This is a genomic window from Streptomyces sp. NPDC054847 (assembly GCF_053610925.1).
Window position 1 is genome coordinate 93,872 of sequence record NZ_JBSGZJ010000001.1, and the last position, 17,453, is coordinate 111,324.

14 protein-coding genes and 4 pseudogenes are annotated in these 17,453 nt (G+C 66.8%); 12 read left to right on the forward strand and 6 right to left on the reverse strand.

Translation table 11 applies throughout. The features are described from left to right. Positions 1-35: 35 nt before the first annotated feature. The gene (locus ACWGH4_RS00660) at positions 36-284 is read right to left on the reverse strand and encodes a hypothetical protein (protein WP_453454101.1); all 249 of its coding nucleotides are present in this window, start codon (positions 282-284) and stop codon (positions 36-38) included. A gap of 392 nt (positions 285-676) precedes the next feature. Between ACWGH4_RS00660 and ACWGH4_RS00665 the strand changes: the two genes are divergently transcribed. Beyond that, positions 677-982: a hypothetical protein gene (locus ACWGH4_RS00665; protein WP_453454103.1), complete on the forward strand. Its 306-nt coding sequence runs from the start codon at positions 677-679 to the stop codon at positions 980-982. Between the two features lie 171 nt (positions 983-1,153). Next, positions 1,154-1,468 carry a hypothetical protein gene (locus ACWGH4_RS00670; protein WP_453454105.1) on the forward strand — a complete coding sequence of 105 codons (315 nt, stop codon included), beginning with the start codon at positions 1,154-1,156 and terminating at the stop codon, positions 1,466-1,468. A gap of 23 nt (positions 1,469-1,491) precedes the next feature. Here the strand turns inward: ACWGH4_RS00670 and ACWGH4_RS00675 are convergent, their stop codons facing one another. Next, positions 1,492-2,466: a hypothetical protein gene (locus tag ACWGH4_RS00675; RefSeq protein WP_453454107.1), complete on the reverse strand. Its 975-nt coding sequence runs from the start codon at positions 2,464-2,466 to the stop codon at positions 1,492-1,494. Positions 2,467-2,906: 440 nt separating this feature from the next. Between ACWGH4_RS00675 and ACWGH4_RS00680 the strand changes: the two are divergent. From ACWGH4_RS00680 to ACWGH4_RS00695, 4 genes and pseudogenes are all read left to right on the forward strand, one after another. Then, positions 2,907-3,198, forward strand: a pseudogene (locus ACWGH4_RS00680) (HNH endonuclease); the annotation flags it as partial. 64 nt (positions 3,199-3,262) lie between these two features. Beyond that, on the forward strand, positions 3,263-3,454 hold the full coding sequence (locus ACWGH4_RS00685; RefSeq protein WP_453454109.1) for a hypothetical protein: 192 nt from the start codon (positions 3,263-3,265) through the stop codon (positions 3,452-3,454). Between the two features lie 640 nt (positions 3,455-4,094). Beyond that, positions 4,095-7,913 (forward strand): hypothetical protein, encoded by a 3,819-nt coding sequence (locus tag ACWGH4_RS00690; RefSeq protein ID WP_453454110.1) that lies wholly within the window; start codon positions 4,095-4,097, stop codon positions 7,911-7,913. Positions 7,914-7,925: 12 nt separating this feature from the next. After that, positions 7,926-9,815, forward strand: coding sequence for a pre-toxin TG domain-containing protein (locus ACWGH4_RS00695; RefSeq protein ID WP_453454112.1), 1,890 nt, complete (start codon positions 7,926-7,928; stop codon positions 9,813-9,815). 177 nt (positions 9,816-9,992) lie between these two features. Here the strand turns inward: ACWGH4_RS00695 and ACWGH4_RS00700 are convergent. Next, positions 9,993-10,138: pseudogene (locus ACWGH4_RS00700) on the reverse strand (LexA family protein); the annotation flags it as partial. A gap of 238 nt (positions 10,139-10,376) precedes the next feature. Here ACWGH4_RS00700 and ACWGH4_RS00705 point away from each other — a divergent pair. Together ACWGH4_RS00705 and ACWGH4_RS00710 are read left to right on the forward strand one after the other, a co-directional pair. Further along, positions 10,377-11,105 carry a hypothetical protein gene (locus tag ACWGH4_RS00705; RefSeq protein WP_453454113.1) on the forward strand — a complete coding sequence of 243 codons (729 nt, stop codon included), beginning with the start codon at positions 10,377-10,379 and terminating at the stop codon, positions 11,103-11,105. Then, positions 11,096-11,683: a pentapeptide repeat-containing protein gene (locus ACWGH4_RS00710; RefSeq protein WP_453454115.1), complete on the forward strand. Its 588-nt coding sequence runs from the start codon at positions 11,096-11,098 to the stop codon at positions 11,681-11,683. Before ACWGH4_RS00705 ends, ACWGH4_RS00710 begins: the two co-directional genes overlap by 10 nt. A 118-nt stretch (positions 11,684-11,801) precedes the next feature. Here ACWGH4_RS00710 and ACWGH4_RS00715 read toward each other — a convergent pair. Together ACWGH4_RS00715 and ACWGH4_RS00720 are read right to left on the reverse strand one after the other, a co-directional pair. Further along, positions 11,802-11,903, reverse strand: a pseudogene (locus tag ACWGH4_RS00715) (L-threonylcarbamoyladenylate synthase); the annotation flags it as partial. A gap of 41 nt (positions 11,904-11,944) precedes the next feature. Further along, a pseudogene (locus ACWGH4_RS00720) lies at positions 11,945-12,613 on the reverse strand (transposase family protein); the annotation flags it as partial. Positions 12,614-13,136: 523 nt separating this feature from the next. Between ACWGH4_RS00720 and ACWGH4_RS00725 the strand changes: the two are divergent. After that, positions 13,137-14,000 carry a DUF1963 domain-containing protein gene (locus ACWGH4_RS00725; protein WP_453454117.1) on the forward strand — a complete coding sequence of 288 codons (864 nt, stop codon included), beginning with the start codon at positions 13,137-13,139 and terminating at the stop codon, positions 13,998-14,000. A 202-nt stretch (positions 14,001-14,202) separates the two neighbouring features. On the opposite strand, the gene ACWGH4_RS00730 is transcribed toward ACWGH4_RS00725, so the two are convergent. Further along, on the reverse strand, positions 14,203-14,523 hold the full coding sequence (locus tag ACWGH4_RS00730; RefSeq protein ID WP_453454118.1) for a nuclear transport factor 2 family protein: 321 nt from the start codon (positions 14,521-14,523) through the stop codon (positions 14,203-14,205). A 322-nt stretch (positions 14,524-14,845) separates the two neighbouring features. On the opposite strand from ACWGH4_RS00730, the gene ACWGH4_RS00735 reads away from it, so the two are divergent. From ACWGH4_RS00735 to ACWGH4_RS00745, 3 genes are all read left to right on the forward strand, one after another. Further along, positions 14,846-15,055, forward strand: a complete 210-nt coding sequence (locus ACWGH4_RS00735; RefSeq protein WP_453454120.1) for a nucleotidyltransferase domain-containing protein — start codon at positions 14,846-14,848, stop codon at positions 15,053-15,055. Between the two features lie 365 nt (positions 15,056-15,420). Next, positions 15,421-16,002 (forward strand): suppressor of fused domain protein, encoded by a 582-nt coding sequence (locus tag ACWGH4_RS00740; RefSeq protein ID WP_453454122.1) that lies wholly within the window; start codon positions 15,421-15,423, stop codon positions 16,000-16,002. Between the two features lie 453 nt (positions 16,003-16,455). Next, entirely contained in the window at positions 16,456-16,614 is a 159-nt protein-coding gene (locus tag ACWGH4_RS00745; RefSeq protein ID WP_453454123.1) for a hypothetical protein, read from the forward strand. The last annotated feature ends 839 nt before the right edge of the window (positions 16,615-17,453 follow it).

A 17,453-nucleotide genomic window follows, 5' to 3' on the forward strand; every position in this document is an offset into this window, starting at 1 on the left:
GGATCACCGACCCACCCCCTGCGCAACGCGCTCGACTACGCCGCCTGGTTCATGCCGCCCAAAGCCGGAGCCTCGTCCCGCGTGATCACGACCTGCGATGCCAGGGACGGGACAAAGGAGACTTCATCCTCACTCTGGTTCCGGGCGCCGGCGCACCACGGCCTCGCCACCAGCCCGTGCCCGTCCCCGATACGCTCCAGGGCGCCGGCCTGCATCCAGAGGTCCACCAAGCCGACGTACCCGTCTGCCCTGGCTGCCAGGATCGGGCCAAACACATCCTGCACGCCCTCGCGCTAGCCGCCGAAAGCAAGGGCTATCAGGTAGCTGCCTCAACTCCCCCGACCCCACTCTCACCATCACGGCCGACAGCGACGTCTTCGACCTGCACATGACGGAATCAACCGAATCCGTCCCCGACCCAGTCAGCGTCCAGTACTCCTGGCAGCGCGTGACCGCACACACCACCCAGCCCTCTCACCAACCGGACCTGCTCCTCGCCCACGACTGGGGCCATCGCGGGCGCCGCCACCAGTGGGGTGACCGAAGCCGCTGGCAACTTGAGGACAAGCTCCCCCACCTACTCGCCGAAATCGACCACAGGGCCCGCGCCAACGCAGAACGGCGCACGGAGCAGTAAAGAAAGGAGGAAGAGACCCGACAACAGTGGGAGGCCGCCATGGAACAAGCCCGCACGGCGCTCATCCACGCCCACCGCACCACCACCTTGGCCGCCCAAGTCGATGCATGGCACGAGGCGCAACGCATCCACGCCTACTGCGACGCCCTTGAGGAATACCTGGAGAACGGTCGTTCCGGCAACGCGGAGACAGTCCGGCAATGGATCAACTGGTGCAGAACCCATGCTGCCGGACTCGACCCTTTGCCTCGACTTCCCGGGATGCCGGACGACCCCCGCACCACCCCCGAGGACCTACGGCCCTCCCTTCGCGGCTGGAGTCCCTACGAACCGAAACGGCGCTAAGGGAATCCGCGGGAGGCGCTCATGCCATCACGCGAGCTGGCGGACCGAGACATGCGGCTGGCCGTCCTCGTTCTTGTCACCAGCTGCGCACATGAGCCGCCCGCCGGGCACGAGGAGCGCCTGAAAAGGCCGCATGCGCCGCCTCCTCAAGATCACCTGCACGAAGGACCTGTGGGAACGCACCAGCCGGAACCGCACGAGAGCGTCGACTCGCACGAGGACGCCAAGCCCCGCAACCTGGGTGGCGCCGCTGGTGAGCGCGGGCTGGTGGAGATCACGCTCACCGGTTCCCAACTGGTGGACTACCTCAAGAGTCTGGAGCAGGACATCAGCGGCGGGGCCTTCGCAGACACCTCCGTCGAGCCGATGTCGCGGCGGATGTACGAGGCGATCGCCCCAGTGGTCGACCGGATCGCAAAGGGCACCCCGCCGACGGAGCTACCCGCCGCCGTCATCGACGACGCACAGGGCCACCGCTTTGGATAGTGGCCCTGATGCGGCGCTGGTTCTCAGTTGGTGGTCTTCGTGAAGTTCTGGTTGGTGGTGTTGGTGCCCCCGGGGCTGTTGATGTTGTTGTTGGTGCTGATGTTGTTGAACATCGTGAAGATGCCGTTGAGGTTGATGGGGAGGAGCGATCCACCCCCGCCGTTGCCGCCGTTGCCGCCGTTGCAGGTTCCGCCGGTGACCGTGGTCGGGTCGTTGTCGGAGGCCGCGGAGCTGCCGCCGCCGGAGACGCTGGCCGTGTTGGTGAAGCTGCAGGGTGCGCTGGCGGTGACGAAGATGGTGACGGCGATCGGCGGGTAGCTGGCACCTGCCGCGAGCGCGTCGGAACGCGTGCAGGTGACGGTCTGCCCTGAGATGCCGCAGGACCATCCGGTCCCGGAGGCGCCCGTGGGAGTGACCCCTGCGGGCAGGGTGTCCGTCACGGTCACGGTGCCTGCCGTCGTGCCTGAGCCGGCGGCGTTGGACACGGCAATCGTGTAGCTGCCACTCCCGCCTTGGGTGAAGTTACCGGTGTGGGACTTGTCGATGCTCAGTGCCGCGGCCGGCGGGGCCTCGATGGTCGTGGGATCGGTGGCGGTCGCGTGTTGGCTACCGCCGCCGGTGGCCGTGGCGGTGTTGACGACATTCGCCGGGGCGTTATCGGCGACGTCCACGACGAGCGTGATCGCAGGGAATTGTGCGCCGGGCGCCAGGTCGTCGACCCTGACACACCTCAACGGGGTTAGGTCGCAGTCCCAGCCGGTGCCTGAGATGCTGGTTGCCGTGAGACCGGTGGGAAGGGCATCCTCGACAAAGACCGGCTGAGTGGTGGCAAAGTCCCCGGTATTGCCCACGACGATGCTGTATTCACCCGCCTGTCCCTGGACGAAGTTCCCCACGTGGCTCTTCACGATGGACAGCTGCGGTACCGCCTGCGCCGACGCGGGACTCGCGACAAGAGGAAGCGCAACGCCCAGCCCCACTACCGCCAGGCTGGTCACCAACCGCCTCAGCCGATGAAAACTCATATGCCTTCTTCTCCTCTGGTGTGATGTCCGCGACGCTGATTCGGATCCGCTCCACGTACAGAGAGAGCACGCGCGAGCGGAAGATCATGCGGATGCCTGCACCACCAACGCATGAAGAAGGCGCGGATAACGGCAACGCCCCCCGCTTCACCCAATCGCCCGAGGACACCGCCGCCGCGCCAACGGCCTTGCCCCCGACGACCCGTCCGACTCGTAAGCAGCCGCACCGGTCGACCTCATGCTTTCCGCACTGACCATTGAGCCCTGACTGACCGCGCCCGCTACCCCAGTGATTTCACCGCACCCAGGACGGACGTGCGCTGGTGCGGTGCCATCACTGGGATTACCGGGCCTATTGGGGCCACTGAACCAGCCATACGAATACCGCACGGTTCGAATGACGCTCCCTGCCAGCTGGAGCCTCCGGCTGGGCCGCGGCGAAGCGCGAGGCGTACGCCAATGACCAGGGTGCCGCTGCTTCGTTGGTTGCGGGTCACGGCTCGGACGAACCGTTCGAAGGCGGACCAGGACCCGGCCGAGTGGCTCCCGCCCGCGTCCGACCAGTACTGCCGCTACATCGGCGAGTAGATCGGCACCAAGCTCCGCTGGGGCCTGGCGGTCGACAAGGCCGAGCTCGATGCGCTCAAGACCTTCGCCGACGGCCCCTGCGAGGAGACCGTCATCGACCACCGGCCGGCCCAGTAGAGCTCCAGCACCATCAGGTCGTGCAGCGGCGGTGACCCGGTGCCCTCCAGGGCGTTGATCAACCGTGACGACGTACACGCTGGGGATCGAGGGCGGCCCGCTGGACGGCGGGGCGGCGACAGTGGATGCCGACGACGACGGTCGGCCGCCCTACCGGCAGTGCTGGAACGGTGCCGTGTACGTACGCGAGCTGTTCGGACTCGAGCCTCACGACCCCCACTGGCACTACTGCCATCGGGGGCCGAGTCCAGACTGACGCCCGCGGGGCCGAGCAGTCTGGCCCGGGGGCGGCGTGCGTCAGCGACTGGCCTCGCCCGGGCCGCTTGATGGTTCGGCGGGACGACCCGAGGGCCCTGTGCCTGGCTCTACGTCTGAGCCGGGGATGCCGTCCCCATCTGCTCACGCACTGCGGCTTCGAGTTCTCACTGCAGATCGGACCCGTTCCACCGGCTGTGTGGCGAACGAGCTGGACAGGCCCTCGGGTGTGGCCAGCAGCAGGACCCGCTCCAAGGCCCGGCCGGCACGGAGCGCCCGGCCCAGCACCGCGCGTACGCCTTCGGCCCAGGATTCGCCCAGCCCGGGACGACCGTGACGGCCCACATGCCGAATCGCCGTGACCACGGCCAGCGGCCCTGCCAGCCCCATCCCGTACATGAGCGCGCTGGGAGGGCGCGCCGCAGCGCGCTTTGAAAGAGGCTGGGCCAAACGCAGTAAACGAACCCTGGTAGCAGGAAGTGCATGGTCATGAGTCGCTACGTTGTTGTCGCATAGTGACCGCTATTTGTGTCCACGAAGCCCAGTGACCATCAGGCTACGTCTCGTCCACCGCGTGGTGGGCTGACGGAGGAGGTCGAGCCATGCCGTCACATAGGACGGGTCCTGCGGTCGCCGGGGAGGTGACCCTCACCGGTTCCACCACTGGAGTGCCGGACCTCATCGTGGAGGCTCACCATGTCACCGGCCGGGGCCGCTCGGCCAGGCTTGCGTCAACGGTCTCCGGCAGCGACGGCGCATTCCGCATCCGCATCCCCGTGCCACCGTGGCATCTGTCGTCGCGGTTCTGCCTCCCCAAGTGGGACGTGCAGGTTGTTGTGCTCGCACCCGAAGCGGCGGGCTCGGATCGGAACCGGCGGATGGTCTTCTCGTCGGAGATCCGCCGTGGGGTGGTGTCCGATGAGGAGTTCCGTATCGGACTCTCCCCCGACGTGCTCAAGGCGGCCGGGATTCCGGTGCCTACCGCGGTGACCGCTCCGGCGGAGACTGTCGCGGAGGGGATCGAGGCCACCTACGAGCACGCCAAAGTCATCCAGGATGCCAGCGACAGCATCTTCACGGCGAGGTTCGACTCGGTCGCCACTCGCCGCACGATGTATCGGGACGGCGTGCGCGAGAGACTCCGGGCCGAGTTGTCGGCGGTGTCGGATTCCGAGCGGGCCTCCGGGCGCTTCGTATCTTCCGACGACGAGATCGAGACGGTGCATCGCACCGCGGTCGCCGCGGACGTCTCCACGCTCGTCGACACGGAACTGGACCCCGAAGTCGGGACGCAGGTCGGTAAGATCCGCCGACCCAGCAGATTCCTGCTCACGAAGGACGCGGCCGACGCAATCTTCGAAGGAACGAATCAGCTGACTACCCTCACCGAGGAGGAGCTCGAGCAGGCGCTCGGAGTAGCCCTCGACAAGCCTCCGGCCGTCTACCGACGGCACTTGGAGCCCGATCCATGCCGCCCACGGAACGACGCCGATCGTTGCCTCGACGTCACGGGGGCGTCGGAGGGGCAGCCGGGCGGCGAAGCGCCGGACGAGGGTCCGTCCGACGACGACACGATTGAAGGGCCGTCGCCCGTCGAGGACGGGCCGGTTGTCGGTGGCAACGTGGTCTTCGACAGAGACCGGGCTGTCGCCGCACTGTTCGATCGTCAGGTGCCTCCGGAGCATCCTGTGGAGTTCGCCGGGGGCACCGAATTCGAAGGTCCGCTCACGGCCGGGGGAGTCTCGGATGCGATCAGCGGCGTCCAACTGGCTCCCGGTCCGGCCGACGTCCCGGCGTTTCACGACTTCCACGACTTGCAGGTGGCCTTCGAGCCGGTGTGGCAGGAGGCGCTCGACGACCGCTTGCTGGGCGACGTCGAGGCTGCCTACGAACAGATCGTCGAGCGGGGTGGTGAGCCGGCAGTCAACGAGATCGGCGGACTCCTGGCCACTCAGCCGGTCCGTTTCTTCGACAGGCTCCTTGACAGCATCTGGGACCTCGGAACCGCCGCCGACTCCGAGGTGCCACCAGCGGTCGCCTCTGCCGTCTATATCTCGCTCGAGGAGTGGCGTGCCCTGCCGCCAGCTTCACGCACGCACCTGAGCTCTCTGGCCACGCGTATCCAGCAGCTCCGCGAGCGGGTCATCGCCGCGCTCAACCCCGACGACATCCCCAAAATCGACGTGTTCGACATCGGCGAGCTGGTTCGCGTCGCGAACACCAAGGCCTCGATCGCCTTGCGGGCGCAGATCCAGCTGCTGACGTCCGACGCCGAACGGCTCGTCGCCCATGGCCGCCGGCTCCTGCTCGACACCGAGGCGAACAAGCCGTTCCGGCCCACGCACGACATCATCGACCGGCTGCGAGCCGCTCGTGGGAGCTCCTACCCGTTCCGGTTCTTTGCTGCCAGCGCGCGCCACCGGAGCGTGAACTTCGGTCTCATGGTGACCTACCGTCAGCGCTGGAGCCCCGTCTCCTACCAGGTGGGCGAGCTAGTGAGCACTATCCCGCTCGCGCCGAAGGAGATCCGCCGCTTCTCCAAGCGCACCGTCCTGAAGACGAAAAGGGCGCAGCACGAGGTCGAGTCGAACCTCATCTCCCGGCGGATGGAGTCGGAGGAACGGAGCCGGGCAGAGGCCGAGATCGTGGCCCGGGCCGCTGCCAAGACCAACTTCGCGATGTCGCAAAGCGGCACGGTCAGCGTCGGTAAGGATGCCGTGGGCGGCAGCGCCACCACCACGTCCACCTTCACCCGCGACGCTGAGCAGCATTCGCAGTCCGTGAAGAAGGAGTTCCGCGAGGCGATCCTGAAGAGCGCGGAGGAGTATCGCAACGAACGCAAGCTCGAGGTCACCACCGAGGAGGTCTTCGAGTCCGAGTTCACGGAGTCCGGTGAGATCCAGAACCCGAACGACGAGATCCCGGTCACGTTTCTCTTCTACGAGCTCCAACGGCGCTTCCGCGTTTCGGAGAAGCTGCACCGCCTCCAATCGGTGGTACTCGTTGCCCAGGAAGTGCCGCCCCCCTCGGCCATCGATGCCGCGTGGCTTGTTCGCCACGACTGGATCCTGAACCGGGTCCTGCTCGACGACTCCTTCAACCCGGCGCTGGGCTACGCCTCCACGTCGGTGATCAGCGAGGAGGTCGTGCTCAAGGAAATGCGGCAGGCCCTGCTCCGCCACCGCAAACTCGTGGAAGAGCTGAAGGAGGACGTGGAGGACCGGCGGGCGGGGGCCGGCTTGCGCTACTCGGCCCTGCAGCGCCAGATCGAGCGCACGGCGTCGTCGGCGGGATCCGGCGGCGGCGGCCTGTTCGGGGGGCTCGGCAAGCTCGTTGGCGGTCTCTCGGTCGTCGGCGACCTCGTCCAAGGCGGGCTGGACCTGCTCACTGGCGGGAAAGGGGGTCCGTCCGAGGCCGCGCAGATCCGCGAGGGTGCAGCGCGTGACGCCTACGACCGGGAACGACGGGAAGAGGAACAGCTAGCGTCACGTTTGCAGAACGCGCTGTCGTCGCTCGAGGCGATGCAGCGCCAGTACACCGAACGCCTCGCCAGCCACCTCACTCAAGTGGCACAGGTCGAACGGCTCTGCACACACGTCGTGCAGAACATCGCGTTCTACATGCAGGCGATCTGGGCGCACGAACCCGACGATCAGCGCTACCTTCGCCTGCGGAACGTACCCGTTCCGGTATTCGAGAAGGACAAAGCCGCGCGCCGCTACACGTTCGACCCGAATGCCCTTCGCGTGGCAGTTGACCGGCCGATGGCGGGACTGCGCCCGTTCCACGTGAGGACCGACCTCGGCCTCTTCAACCCGCCGGCTCAGCCGCAACAGGTCGAGACCAAGCCGCTCTCCGAGGTGGCCGACATCGGTCGGCCGGTCGGGTTCCTCGGGAACTACATGATCTTTCCGATGATCGAGTCGAACCCGATCACCGAGTTCATGATGGATCCCTACGTCTCGCTCGCCGAAGGCGAGTACGGCGTCTCCGATCCCGATCCCCTCGGCAACATGACCCTCGAGGAGTTCGCCGAGTATGTCTGCTGCCTGAAGAAGCACTTCGAGGACCTTGAGGAGGGGGACACCGACGGCGACGACGTCGGTGAAGGCGACGGGCGCCCGTCCTTCGAGGACCTGAAGCCCGACCTGCGGGACACCTTGCGTGACCTGCTCCAGCGGTCGTTACGGAACGACGAGGAGATCGTGGTGCCCTCCGCCAGCCTCTACATCGAAGCGCTCCCGGGCGCGCACTCGGTAATGGAGAAGTTCAAGCACCTGCACCGCCAGATCGACGTGAAGGCAGCGCAGGAGCAGCTGAGGCGGGTGGCGGTCGACAACGTCCGCCGCGCCCAGCGCATCCTCGACGGCGACCTCGAGGACCCCGACATCGAGGCGAAGTACGTGTTCGAGGGGGACGGGGCCGTGATTGCCCCGGCTCCGGGCCCTGGTGGCGCGTAGCGGATGACTGGGATGGGCGACGAGCAGTGGCCTGCGGACACGGCAGATCCCGCCGAGCCCTCGGCCGCCGGAGGCCTACCCGTGCCGTGGCGGCGGCCGAGTGCCTCGCCACGCCCCGGCCAGGGCGCGAAGGACCCGTACTTCGATCGCCTCGGCACGCTCATGGCCGAGCTCGACGACACTGCCCGCGGCCTCGGGAACCGCGGCACCGACATCTTCGCGGCGCGTCGGAGCGGCACTCTGCTCGCACAGCAAGCGAAGTCCTGGGAAGAGCTCCACAGGCTCGTGCGTCGCGAGCTGTCCAGCAGCCAGTACACCCGAGACGAGCGATCGGCGAAAGAACTGATCGATGCGGCTGGGAACGCATACAGCCGCCACCACGGCGGAGCCGAGGCCGAATGGCGGTTCAAGCTCGGCATGGAGGAGGAGTATCGCCGAGGGAGGATGGAAGCCCGCCGCGAGCGCGCCGGGCGGATTGCGAGAGAGCTCGAACACGTCGAGGAGCTCGAATACGAGGAGTTCCTCCGCCAGCTGGAGTTCATCCGCAACCTGCCGGACCTTCGCCTGATGCGGGTCGATACCCGTCAGATGACGAGCAGCCTCTTCCGCATGAGCGGCGCCGCGCAGCCGATCCAGGAAGCCGCCGAAGCGCTCGACTTCGTGAAGCCCTACATCGACGTCGCGCTCGACTTCATCCCCGTCGTCGGGCAGATCAAGGCGATCGCCGAGGTAGCGATCGGTCGTAATCTCCTCACTGGCCAGGAGCTCACGGTGTGGGAGAGAGGACTCAACGGCGCGCTCTTGCTCCTCCCATTTGCTAAGGGGGCGTTCGGTATCGCGAAAGCGGGCATTGGGACGGCCGGGCGCGCCACGTCCAGGGGGATGCTCCGCCTCGCGGCGCTCGCCCATCAGGTGGCGGGGAAAAACATCGCCCCTCGCGCCCTCCACCAAGGGGTGAAAGGGCTGTCGCGGATCGACCCGCAGACCCTGCAGACCGTGGCGAACATCGCGCCTGGTACTACGCTGACGGCAGGCCAGAAGGCCGCGCTGGGCGAGGTGGCCGAGGTGTTCGGTGGTCTGGAGACGGGCGGCCGCCTGGGGGCCGCGAGCGGGGTCATCGAAGAGGGACGCGTGCTCTCCCGGACCAGGAGCCCCGTAAGCACGGCCAAGGCGTCCGCGCCAGCCGTGTCAGCCGAGGCGACAGCCTTGCGGACAACGTCCGAGGCTGCCCAGCCACTGATCCACACTGGCTACCGCCCCGACGCGATCCTCGCGCTTGAGAAGCAGGGCGTGAAGGTTACCTCGAAGCTTGCGACGCAGCTCGCGGAGCTCGGCGACACCGGCCGCGATTTCCTCAACCTGTTCCATCAGTCGTCGGGTTTCCACCGGGTGATCCAGGATCTCTCGCTGGGCGGGAAGAAGGCCGACGGCGCGAAGTTCGCGATGCGCTACGCCACCCAGGAATCCGACATCCTCAAGAAGGTCCGCGCGGACCCCATGCTGATCCACTTCGAGTGGCAGATCTCGAAAACCACCGGCAGGTCCGCCCGCGAGATCGACCTCGTCGTTCGAGGCGATGGCGGGATCGGCGTCGGGCACACCGTCTACACGGAGCTGAAGAACTGGACGGCGAACAGCCTCCATGCAGCAAAATACAAGAAGCTGCCTCGGCAGTTCATCCGCGACCTAGCGCTCCTCGATCCCGCCGCCGCAGGGAGTGGCGAGGTCGGCAAGGCCGTCCGCTGGGTGTTCAATCGGGCGAAGATCCCGAAAAAAGGCACGGTCATCGAAATCTTTCTCGAGGCAATCCAGAGCGATCGGTACCTGCGCTCCCGGTGGGGCACCGATAATCAGCGGATCGGCGAAGCACTCGACTCCCTGATTACTCTCTGGCCCAAGTGATCGCCGCCTTTGTAAAAGTCGCGATGCTGACTCCATGTCTTCTTTGGAGTAATTGAGCGAGCCTCCAGTGGGGCCATCACGTCCCGCGGTGGGGCAGTGCTTCTCAACGGGCTTGACCGGAGAGCTCTGCAGTAGGCCTGGTCGATCTGCGCCTCCGGGGCCCCGGGGCGGCTTGAACGAGTGCGCAACTGCGACCACCTTGCCGAGAATCGCCGCGTTGTCACCTGGGATCGGCACGCCGGGTTGTGGGGCACCAGCCACACTCGGCCGTCTTCGCGGCGCAGACCCTTGACTGTGGCCTCGCCGTCCAAGAGTGCAGCGACGCGATTTCGGCCTGCGGGACGGGAGTGTGCGGCGTACGTCGCACGCGCCGCCTCGCGTCGAAGGTGTCCTGCAGATGTCGCCGGATGCTACTGATCGGGTGACAGCCACGAATGACGGCGAGTCGGCGACCCCTGTGACCACCGACGTCATTCACGGTGTCCTCCGAGCCTGAATCCTCTGGGCCAGGCAAGAGGGAGGAGCATGGGTCCAGTCCCATGGAGACGAAGCGCCCCGCACGTGCTGATCGCGGTCTCGGCTGGTCTTCTAATCGTGGCCACTGTCTCCTGGCATCGTCTGGCCGCCTTGGCTGCCGGCATTCAGATTGTCCCGCTCCTTCTTGTGCTCGCTGCCGCGGCCTGTGCCGCAGCGGCTGGCAAGCTGTACCGGCGCACGCGGCCGCAGCAGGACAGTCACTCTGCACCGTCGATCCGCTGGTGGTGGGCAGCGCTGGCATTCGCGGCTGTGGCGGCCGCGGTGTGGATCACTACTGCCCTGCTGATGCCTCAGACCGACGGCATCCGACCGAACCAAGAACGGACAAGGCAGCGGATCGACGTCGTGCGCACCTCCCTGGCTGCCGGGGCCGGCGTGGGCGCCGCTGTCACGGTGCTGCTGGCGTTCCGTCGGCAGCAGCACCACGAGAGGGCCACCGAACAGACCGAACACGACGCCACCGAACGGCGCTTCACCGAGCTCTACACCAAGGCCGTCGAACAGCTCGGAAGCCCACGGGCCCCCGTCCGTCTAGGCGGCCTGTACGCACTGGAACGGCTCGGTCAGACCGCCCCAACCCACCGCCAGACCATCGTGGACGTCATCTGCGCCTACCTCGCATGCCCTACACCCCGCCTCCGGACTCCACCCCGAGAGGCGAATCGCGGCTGTCTCAGGCTCGGCATGCCGCCTGGGTGCTCCTTCGCGGCAAGGCGAATGCCCAGCGGCGCCAGGAACTGCAGGTGCGGTTGACTGCCCAGAGCATCCTTGCCACTCACCTCCGTGATACCCGCGCCCCGGACCAGCGAGAGCTCGTTCCACCCAACGAGCTCTTTTGGGAGGGCAGTCGCATCGACCTGAACCACGCCACCCTCATCGATTTGGACTTCCGTCACTGCCACCTGGCGCGGGCGGAATTCAGGGATGCCACGTTCGCCGGCGTCGCTGCCCTGTTCCATGACGCGACCTTCGATGACGTAGCCTCGTTCTCGAACGCGACCTTCGAAGGCATCGCCGTGTTTACGGGCACCACCTTCCAGGACTTCACCATGTTCCCTACCACCACCTTCAACGCCGCCGCCTGGTTCAGGGGAGCAACCTTCGACGGCGACGCCAACTTCGAGTACGCGACCTTCGGCGGCGACACCTCGTTCAGGAACGCGACCTTCGGCCGCGATACCCAGTTCACCGGTGCCCGGCTAACACGCCTGGTGCCGCCAGAGGACAACCAACTGTCCCACGACTGGCCGTCAGGCTGGACCGTCCGGCCCGCCCCCGGCGGTGGGGGGATCCTCCAAAAAGAGGACACCGAGAGACATGCGGCGCCCTAACTGCGCTTTGCACCCTGGGTCAGAGGGAAAGGAGATCTGGGCCGAGACGGTGTGTCCCTTACCTGATCGGGTGATAGCGCCACACCTGTTGCGCGGTAGCGTCCTTCGCGCTGCTGCTGAGCTGGAAGATGCGCGCGACGGCGGCGGGGTCCTCGGCGTTGGCGCCCAGACCGTAGACGGTTTCGGTCGGGAGGGCCACCATGCCGCCGGCGCGCAGCACACCGGCCGCCTTCTCGATGTCACTGAGCTTCTTCAGCGTTGCCGCCAGGACTTGAGGCGCGCGACGCCGCGTTCGACCGGTGGCGGTGCCGCGGCCAAGGCCCGGTTGACGGTCTTCTCGGTGAGGGTGAGTTCCTGTAGGGGTCTGCGTTTGATGCCCGTGGTCACCCAGGGGCCGCCGCCCTGGTAGGCGAGATCGGCCAGGATAGGGACGCCCTGGCGCTCGCAGATGCGGATGATCCGGTGGGTGCGGGCCGCGGTCAGGTCGTGGGCTCGGCCCGGCAGCGCGGGTGAGAGCCACACCAGCCGGCCGGCCGGATCCGTGACCACCTGCACGTTCACTCCGTGGCGCCGGTGCTTGCAGGAGTAGTCGGCCCGGCTGTCGCCGACCCGGTCGCACTCGGCGAGGGTGCCGTCCAGCAGGACGAAGTCCGCCTCGGCCTCGCGCAGGAACTTCAGCAGACCCGGGGCGCGTTCGGCGAGCAGGTGGATGACCGCGCTGGTGTAGGCGTGAGCGGTGGACTCGCTGATCCCGAACCCGGCAGCGATCTTCGCCAGGGTGGTGTGTTCGCGCAGGTACACCAGTGCACCATCGCGCGCTGAGACGGGCGGAGCTTGCAGCGCCGGTCACCCTCGCGGGTGGCGACAAGCATCGTGACCCCACTCCACGAGCGCATGGGGCCGGTCGAGTGCGGCAGGATAGATAACCAACGAGGCCCCCGAGCAGCGTGGTTGAGACGTCAGACATCTCCATCAACAGCTCGGGGGCCTCGCTCGTTGCACTTCGCAGGCCGCCACCTTATCGGTGGTCAACTCGAAGAAGCTCAGTGAGCCTTTTTCAACCGCACTCCCGGTGACGATGTGGGGCGGTGATGGACTCAATGTGTTTTTGGCAGAGTTGACGGAAGATTCTCGTGTGGGTGAACGGTGCCCGAACCTCGTGTTCCTTGGAACGAGATCTGACGGTCTCAGCCAAGCGCGTGGGATCCCATGACCAACGGACATGGGGGGCTGCACCATCCATTCCCCGGCGACGAGTGCTTCGGAGTCAGAACTAATCACGCTCCCGGAGAGGACATCGACCTCGCCTTGGAGCTGCGCGGCTTCCTGGAGGCGGATTCGCTGAGATGACCCAAGGTGACTGACCGCTCGCATGCACCACGCCACGTACAACTCATGCCCACCATGACCCCGATGGCGCAGCCGGTTTGGGAAGAGGTCTATCTTCTCGGACATGGATCATCAGGGAGATTTTCGTCGGGCAGCGCTTGAATTGGGCATCCCGGACGACGAGGTCAGCAGGTTCAGCCAGCACCTTCGTTTGGCGATCGGGTTGTCCGGGGGTGGCGATGGTTCTCCGGTCGGGCACATCGGTGGGTTTCCCCGGCTGCCGGTGGGCATGAAGTGGCCGTCCGCCGGGGACATTCCGCTGCCGTTGCTCCTTTCCGTCGATTGTGGGGCGCTGCCGAGGGTCGACGGCTTCGACCTGCCGGCGGACGGGACGCTGCTCTTCTTCGTGCACCAAGAGATGGACTTTGGCGAATTGGGGAATGATCCGGGGCAGTACGCGCGAGTCGTATATGTACCGGACGGCACCGAAACCGCGGTCGCGGAACCCCCCAACTCCGCGTGTGTCAGCGAGCAGATCGACGTCTGCGCCGAGCTCAGAGCCGATCTGCCCCTTTGGCTCGAGGAGGGCGACGAGGACTGGCACGAGTTCTGGGAGGATCTCGAGTGGGACGACATGTCGCCCTTCCAGCAGCAGTTGGCCCGGTACATGGAGCGTGAACTGCCGCACCTGGACGAACTTCGGTCTCTGGCCCACGGCCTCTGGTCGTCCGGCGCCTACCTCGTCATCGGCGGCTATGCCGATGACGAGGCGACGGTCGGCAGCATCTTGGCGAAGACCCCCGCGAAGGGACAATGGTTTGCCTATCCGGACGAGGACCGGCTCCAGCTGGCGAGCGAATGGATACCGCTCGCCAATGAAGCCCGGGTCTACGCGGAGTACTACACAAAATACATGATCCGCCACGACGACCTGGCCGCAGCTCGGTGGGACAAGGCGCTAACCGTGACCATTTTCGACGCCCCGTGACCATTTCGACGCACCTCACCGCACCCGCGACACAATCGCGGCCCCGAGTCGTCGTCCGTGGTCAGGACCAGCCGCAGCCGGGGCACTCCGTCCCTGCACATGCCTGCACCGTACGACTGCTGCGGATGGCTGCCGACCACCTGATGACCTCAGCGAAGCGGGTCTCCGTGTGCACCACTGGCAGACCCGACGAGCGTCGTGGTCAGCGGGTGCCCGCCTCGGCGCGCGTGTAGAACGCGGCGAGTTCGTGGGGGTTCTTGGTGTAGACATCGATCTTGCGGACCATGCCGTCCTCGACCTGGTGGATCTCAACCATGGTCAGCGGGAACTTTTCACCGGTGGTGTGGGCTGTGAGCGTTCCGGTGAGCGTTCCGATGACGCCGGCCGGGCCCTCGAAGACCTCGGCATCGGTAATGGCGACGTTGGCGTAGCCCATCATCGCGGCGAGGATCGACTGCACGAACACCTCGCGGCCCTGGTGCACGCCGCCGTAGGGGAGCTGGTTCGGCTCATCGACGATCACCTCGGGGCGAGCTTTGCCAGGACACCCGGCACATCGCCCTTGCTCAACGCGTAGTACAGCCCTCGCACGACATCCGCGGGGCTCTCCGTCACCGTCTCGATCTGGTTGCTCATCCGGTGTGTCCTGTCAGTGTTCAGGTGCTGCCGACCGGGGCGCGTGCGTCCTCGCACCGGTCGGGCCCCGGAGGGACCGGGGCACGCACCATGCAACGCGAGACGGCCGTGACGGGGGAGTCCTTGCTGTGAGGCCGCGTGCGGTGCCGGGGTTCTGTTTTCGTGGCGGCGCAGGAGTTCCGCGCAGCCTATGCCGAGGGCGCGGCCGGGTGAAGCGCGAGCGCGCGACGCGTCTGCTGGCCGACATGATCACGCGGCTCGAGGGTGGCGGCTGGCCGCTGGGCCTGGCGGAGGAGGTGTACGTCTTCGGGTCGTACGTGCGCGGGGCGCTGGTACCGAACGATGTCGACGTCGTCATCGAGCACGGCACGGACAAGCGCTGGCTGGGCGAGTCGCTGGATGCATCGAAACGGGCGTGACTCGTACGTGGGGATGAGGCAGGCCCTGCGGGGGCCGGACCCCGGGGATCTCCTTCCAGTTCCGTGGTCGCAGCAGCCTGTTGGACGAGGGCTTCGAGTTGTTCTTGCTCTGGCGGAAGGGCGAGCCGTTCTCCCTGGCTCGCGAGCGCCTTACCTCCCTGACAGCGGACCCGGAAGCCGGGCCTGCACCCAGGGACCACATGATCACAGAGTTCGAGGGGCTGGAGAGCCTGGTGCCGCGCCCGGCGCGGATCGAGCTGTTCCGCCGGCACGTAAGGCCAGCTGGACCATCCGAGTCCGCCCCGCCTGCGGCGGGGCGGACTCACAGCCAGGAAACCTGGGCCAGCCGTGAGATCCTCTCCACCATGTTCGAGAGCGAGCGCAACCAGCGCGCGATAGCAGGCGTCGAGGCCCACGTTCGCGACTTCTTCACCGGCCACACGATCACGGTTAGCGGCTACGACCTGGGACCTGGACGAAGGGAAGCAGTTCCAGACCTCAAGATCCTCACCGTCAGCCCAGGACCGCGCGCCGACAGCTGGGCCTACATCACCGCCGGCTGCTGGTCCACGGTTGAGATGGACGGCCACGGCCTCGAATTCGTCCTCACCGCGCCCGTCCGCGACGAACGCTCCGCTGATCTCCTGGCCATGACCGCCTACTACCACGCCGATCACCACCTCGATCTCGAGCACAGCCTGCCCATCGGGGAGCCGTGGCTGCCCGGGTCCCACTGCGACCACCTGCTGATCAGCCTTCCCTACCTGCACGGCCCTGACCTGGAGCACTGCCCGCTGGCGGACGGCCATGCCCGCATCCTCTGGGCCCTGCCGGTCACCGCAGCCGAGATGGCACACCGTCGCGAGCACGGCCACGAAGCCCTTGAGCAGCTCTTCGACGAGCACGCGATCGTTCCGACCGATCCACGGCGTGCATCCGTCGCCTGAACCTCGCGGGCACAGTCCGGGCACAAGCGGCAGCCGGGGAGGCCTCAAGTGCCGTCAAAACTCGTTGAACATGTTGCGCACAGTGATCAACGACCGCTGCCTAAAGCCATTGACAAACGCTGTCCGCCTTCAGGTTCTGGCTCAACTTTCGTGCAGTGGCCACAGTGAGTGACAGCTGAGCCGGGGCACGCCAGGCGACGCAGGTCGCCGACCGCTGGCATTTGTGGCACAACCTCGGGGAAGCCGCTGAGCGGGCTGTCGCCCGCCACCGCCAGTGCCTTCGTGTCCTGGTCCCTGATGGCGAGGGGATGACGAACCGGCGCCGCCCGAGGAGAAGGCGGACTCTCCCTGGCGGAGCGAGCGATTCGCCAACCGCGTCCGAGCCGGGACGCCACGGTCCACGCGCTGTTGGAAGCCGGCCACAGCCGCCGTTCCATTGGGTGTCAGCTCCAGATGGCCCACCGCACCGTCAAAAGCCTCGCCGACGCTGCGAAGCCGGAAGACCTCTTTCGCGGCCAGTGGCAGCACGACAGGACCTCCGTCCTCGACGAGTACAAGCCCTACCTGGACGAACGTTGGGACGAGGGCCGCACCAACGCCTGGAAGCTCTAGGAGGAGATCGTTCCCTTGGGCTATCAAGGCAGCTACGGCCGGGTCAGCGCCTACCTGCGAGAGAAGCGCACCTCGCCACGGCCGGTCACCGCACAACCGCCGGCACCCCGCGTGGTGACGAGATGGATCCTCAGCCGACCCGAGACGCTGACCGAGATCGAACAGCTCCGGCGCAAGGCCGTCCTGGCCAACCCTCAACTCGATGCCCTGACCGGTCACGTCCGGTCCTTCGCCCACATGCTCACCGAGCGCCAGGGTGAACGACTCCCGCAGTGGCTCGACGCCGTCCGCCAGGACGACCTTCCGAGCCTCCACTCTCGCGGCCGGCATCGACCGAGACCACAACGCGGTCATCGCCGGCCTGACTCTGCCCTGGAAGACTGCGGAGGCTTGGCGCACGAAAGAGTCTGGGCGCGGACGAGTTCGAGGCCGTGGGTCTGGATCGCCACCGAAGCAACGAGGACTGGATCTCGTCCAGCACCGGTTAGGCCTCGCTGGAACCGTGTGTATCGCCGTCCTCCGGCTGCCCGGTGAGCAACGTCAGGCGGCGGCGACTTCCTGCATCCCGCATAGCCTCGCAAGTGCCAGACGGTGAACGGGGGCACGTGCGGCGGCGGTGCAGGGTCGGGTCAGGTGCCGGGCGGGGGTGGGCGCCGGGGTGCTGTGCCCGGGGCGGGGCCCGGTGTCCGGCGGCGTGGTCAGCGGCCCGAAGTTGGCCAGAGCAGTCAGCCGCAGAACACCGAGGGCGAAGTAGATCCTGTGTCGGTTCACCTTCCACCAGCCGGGCGGGGTGGGCTCGGTCAACACGCCTGTCACGGCCACAGAAAGGCTCCTCAGAT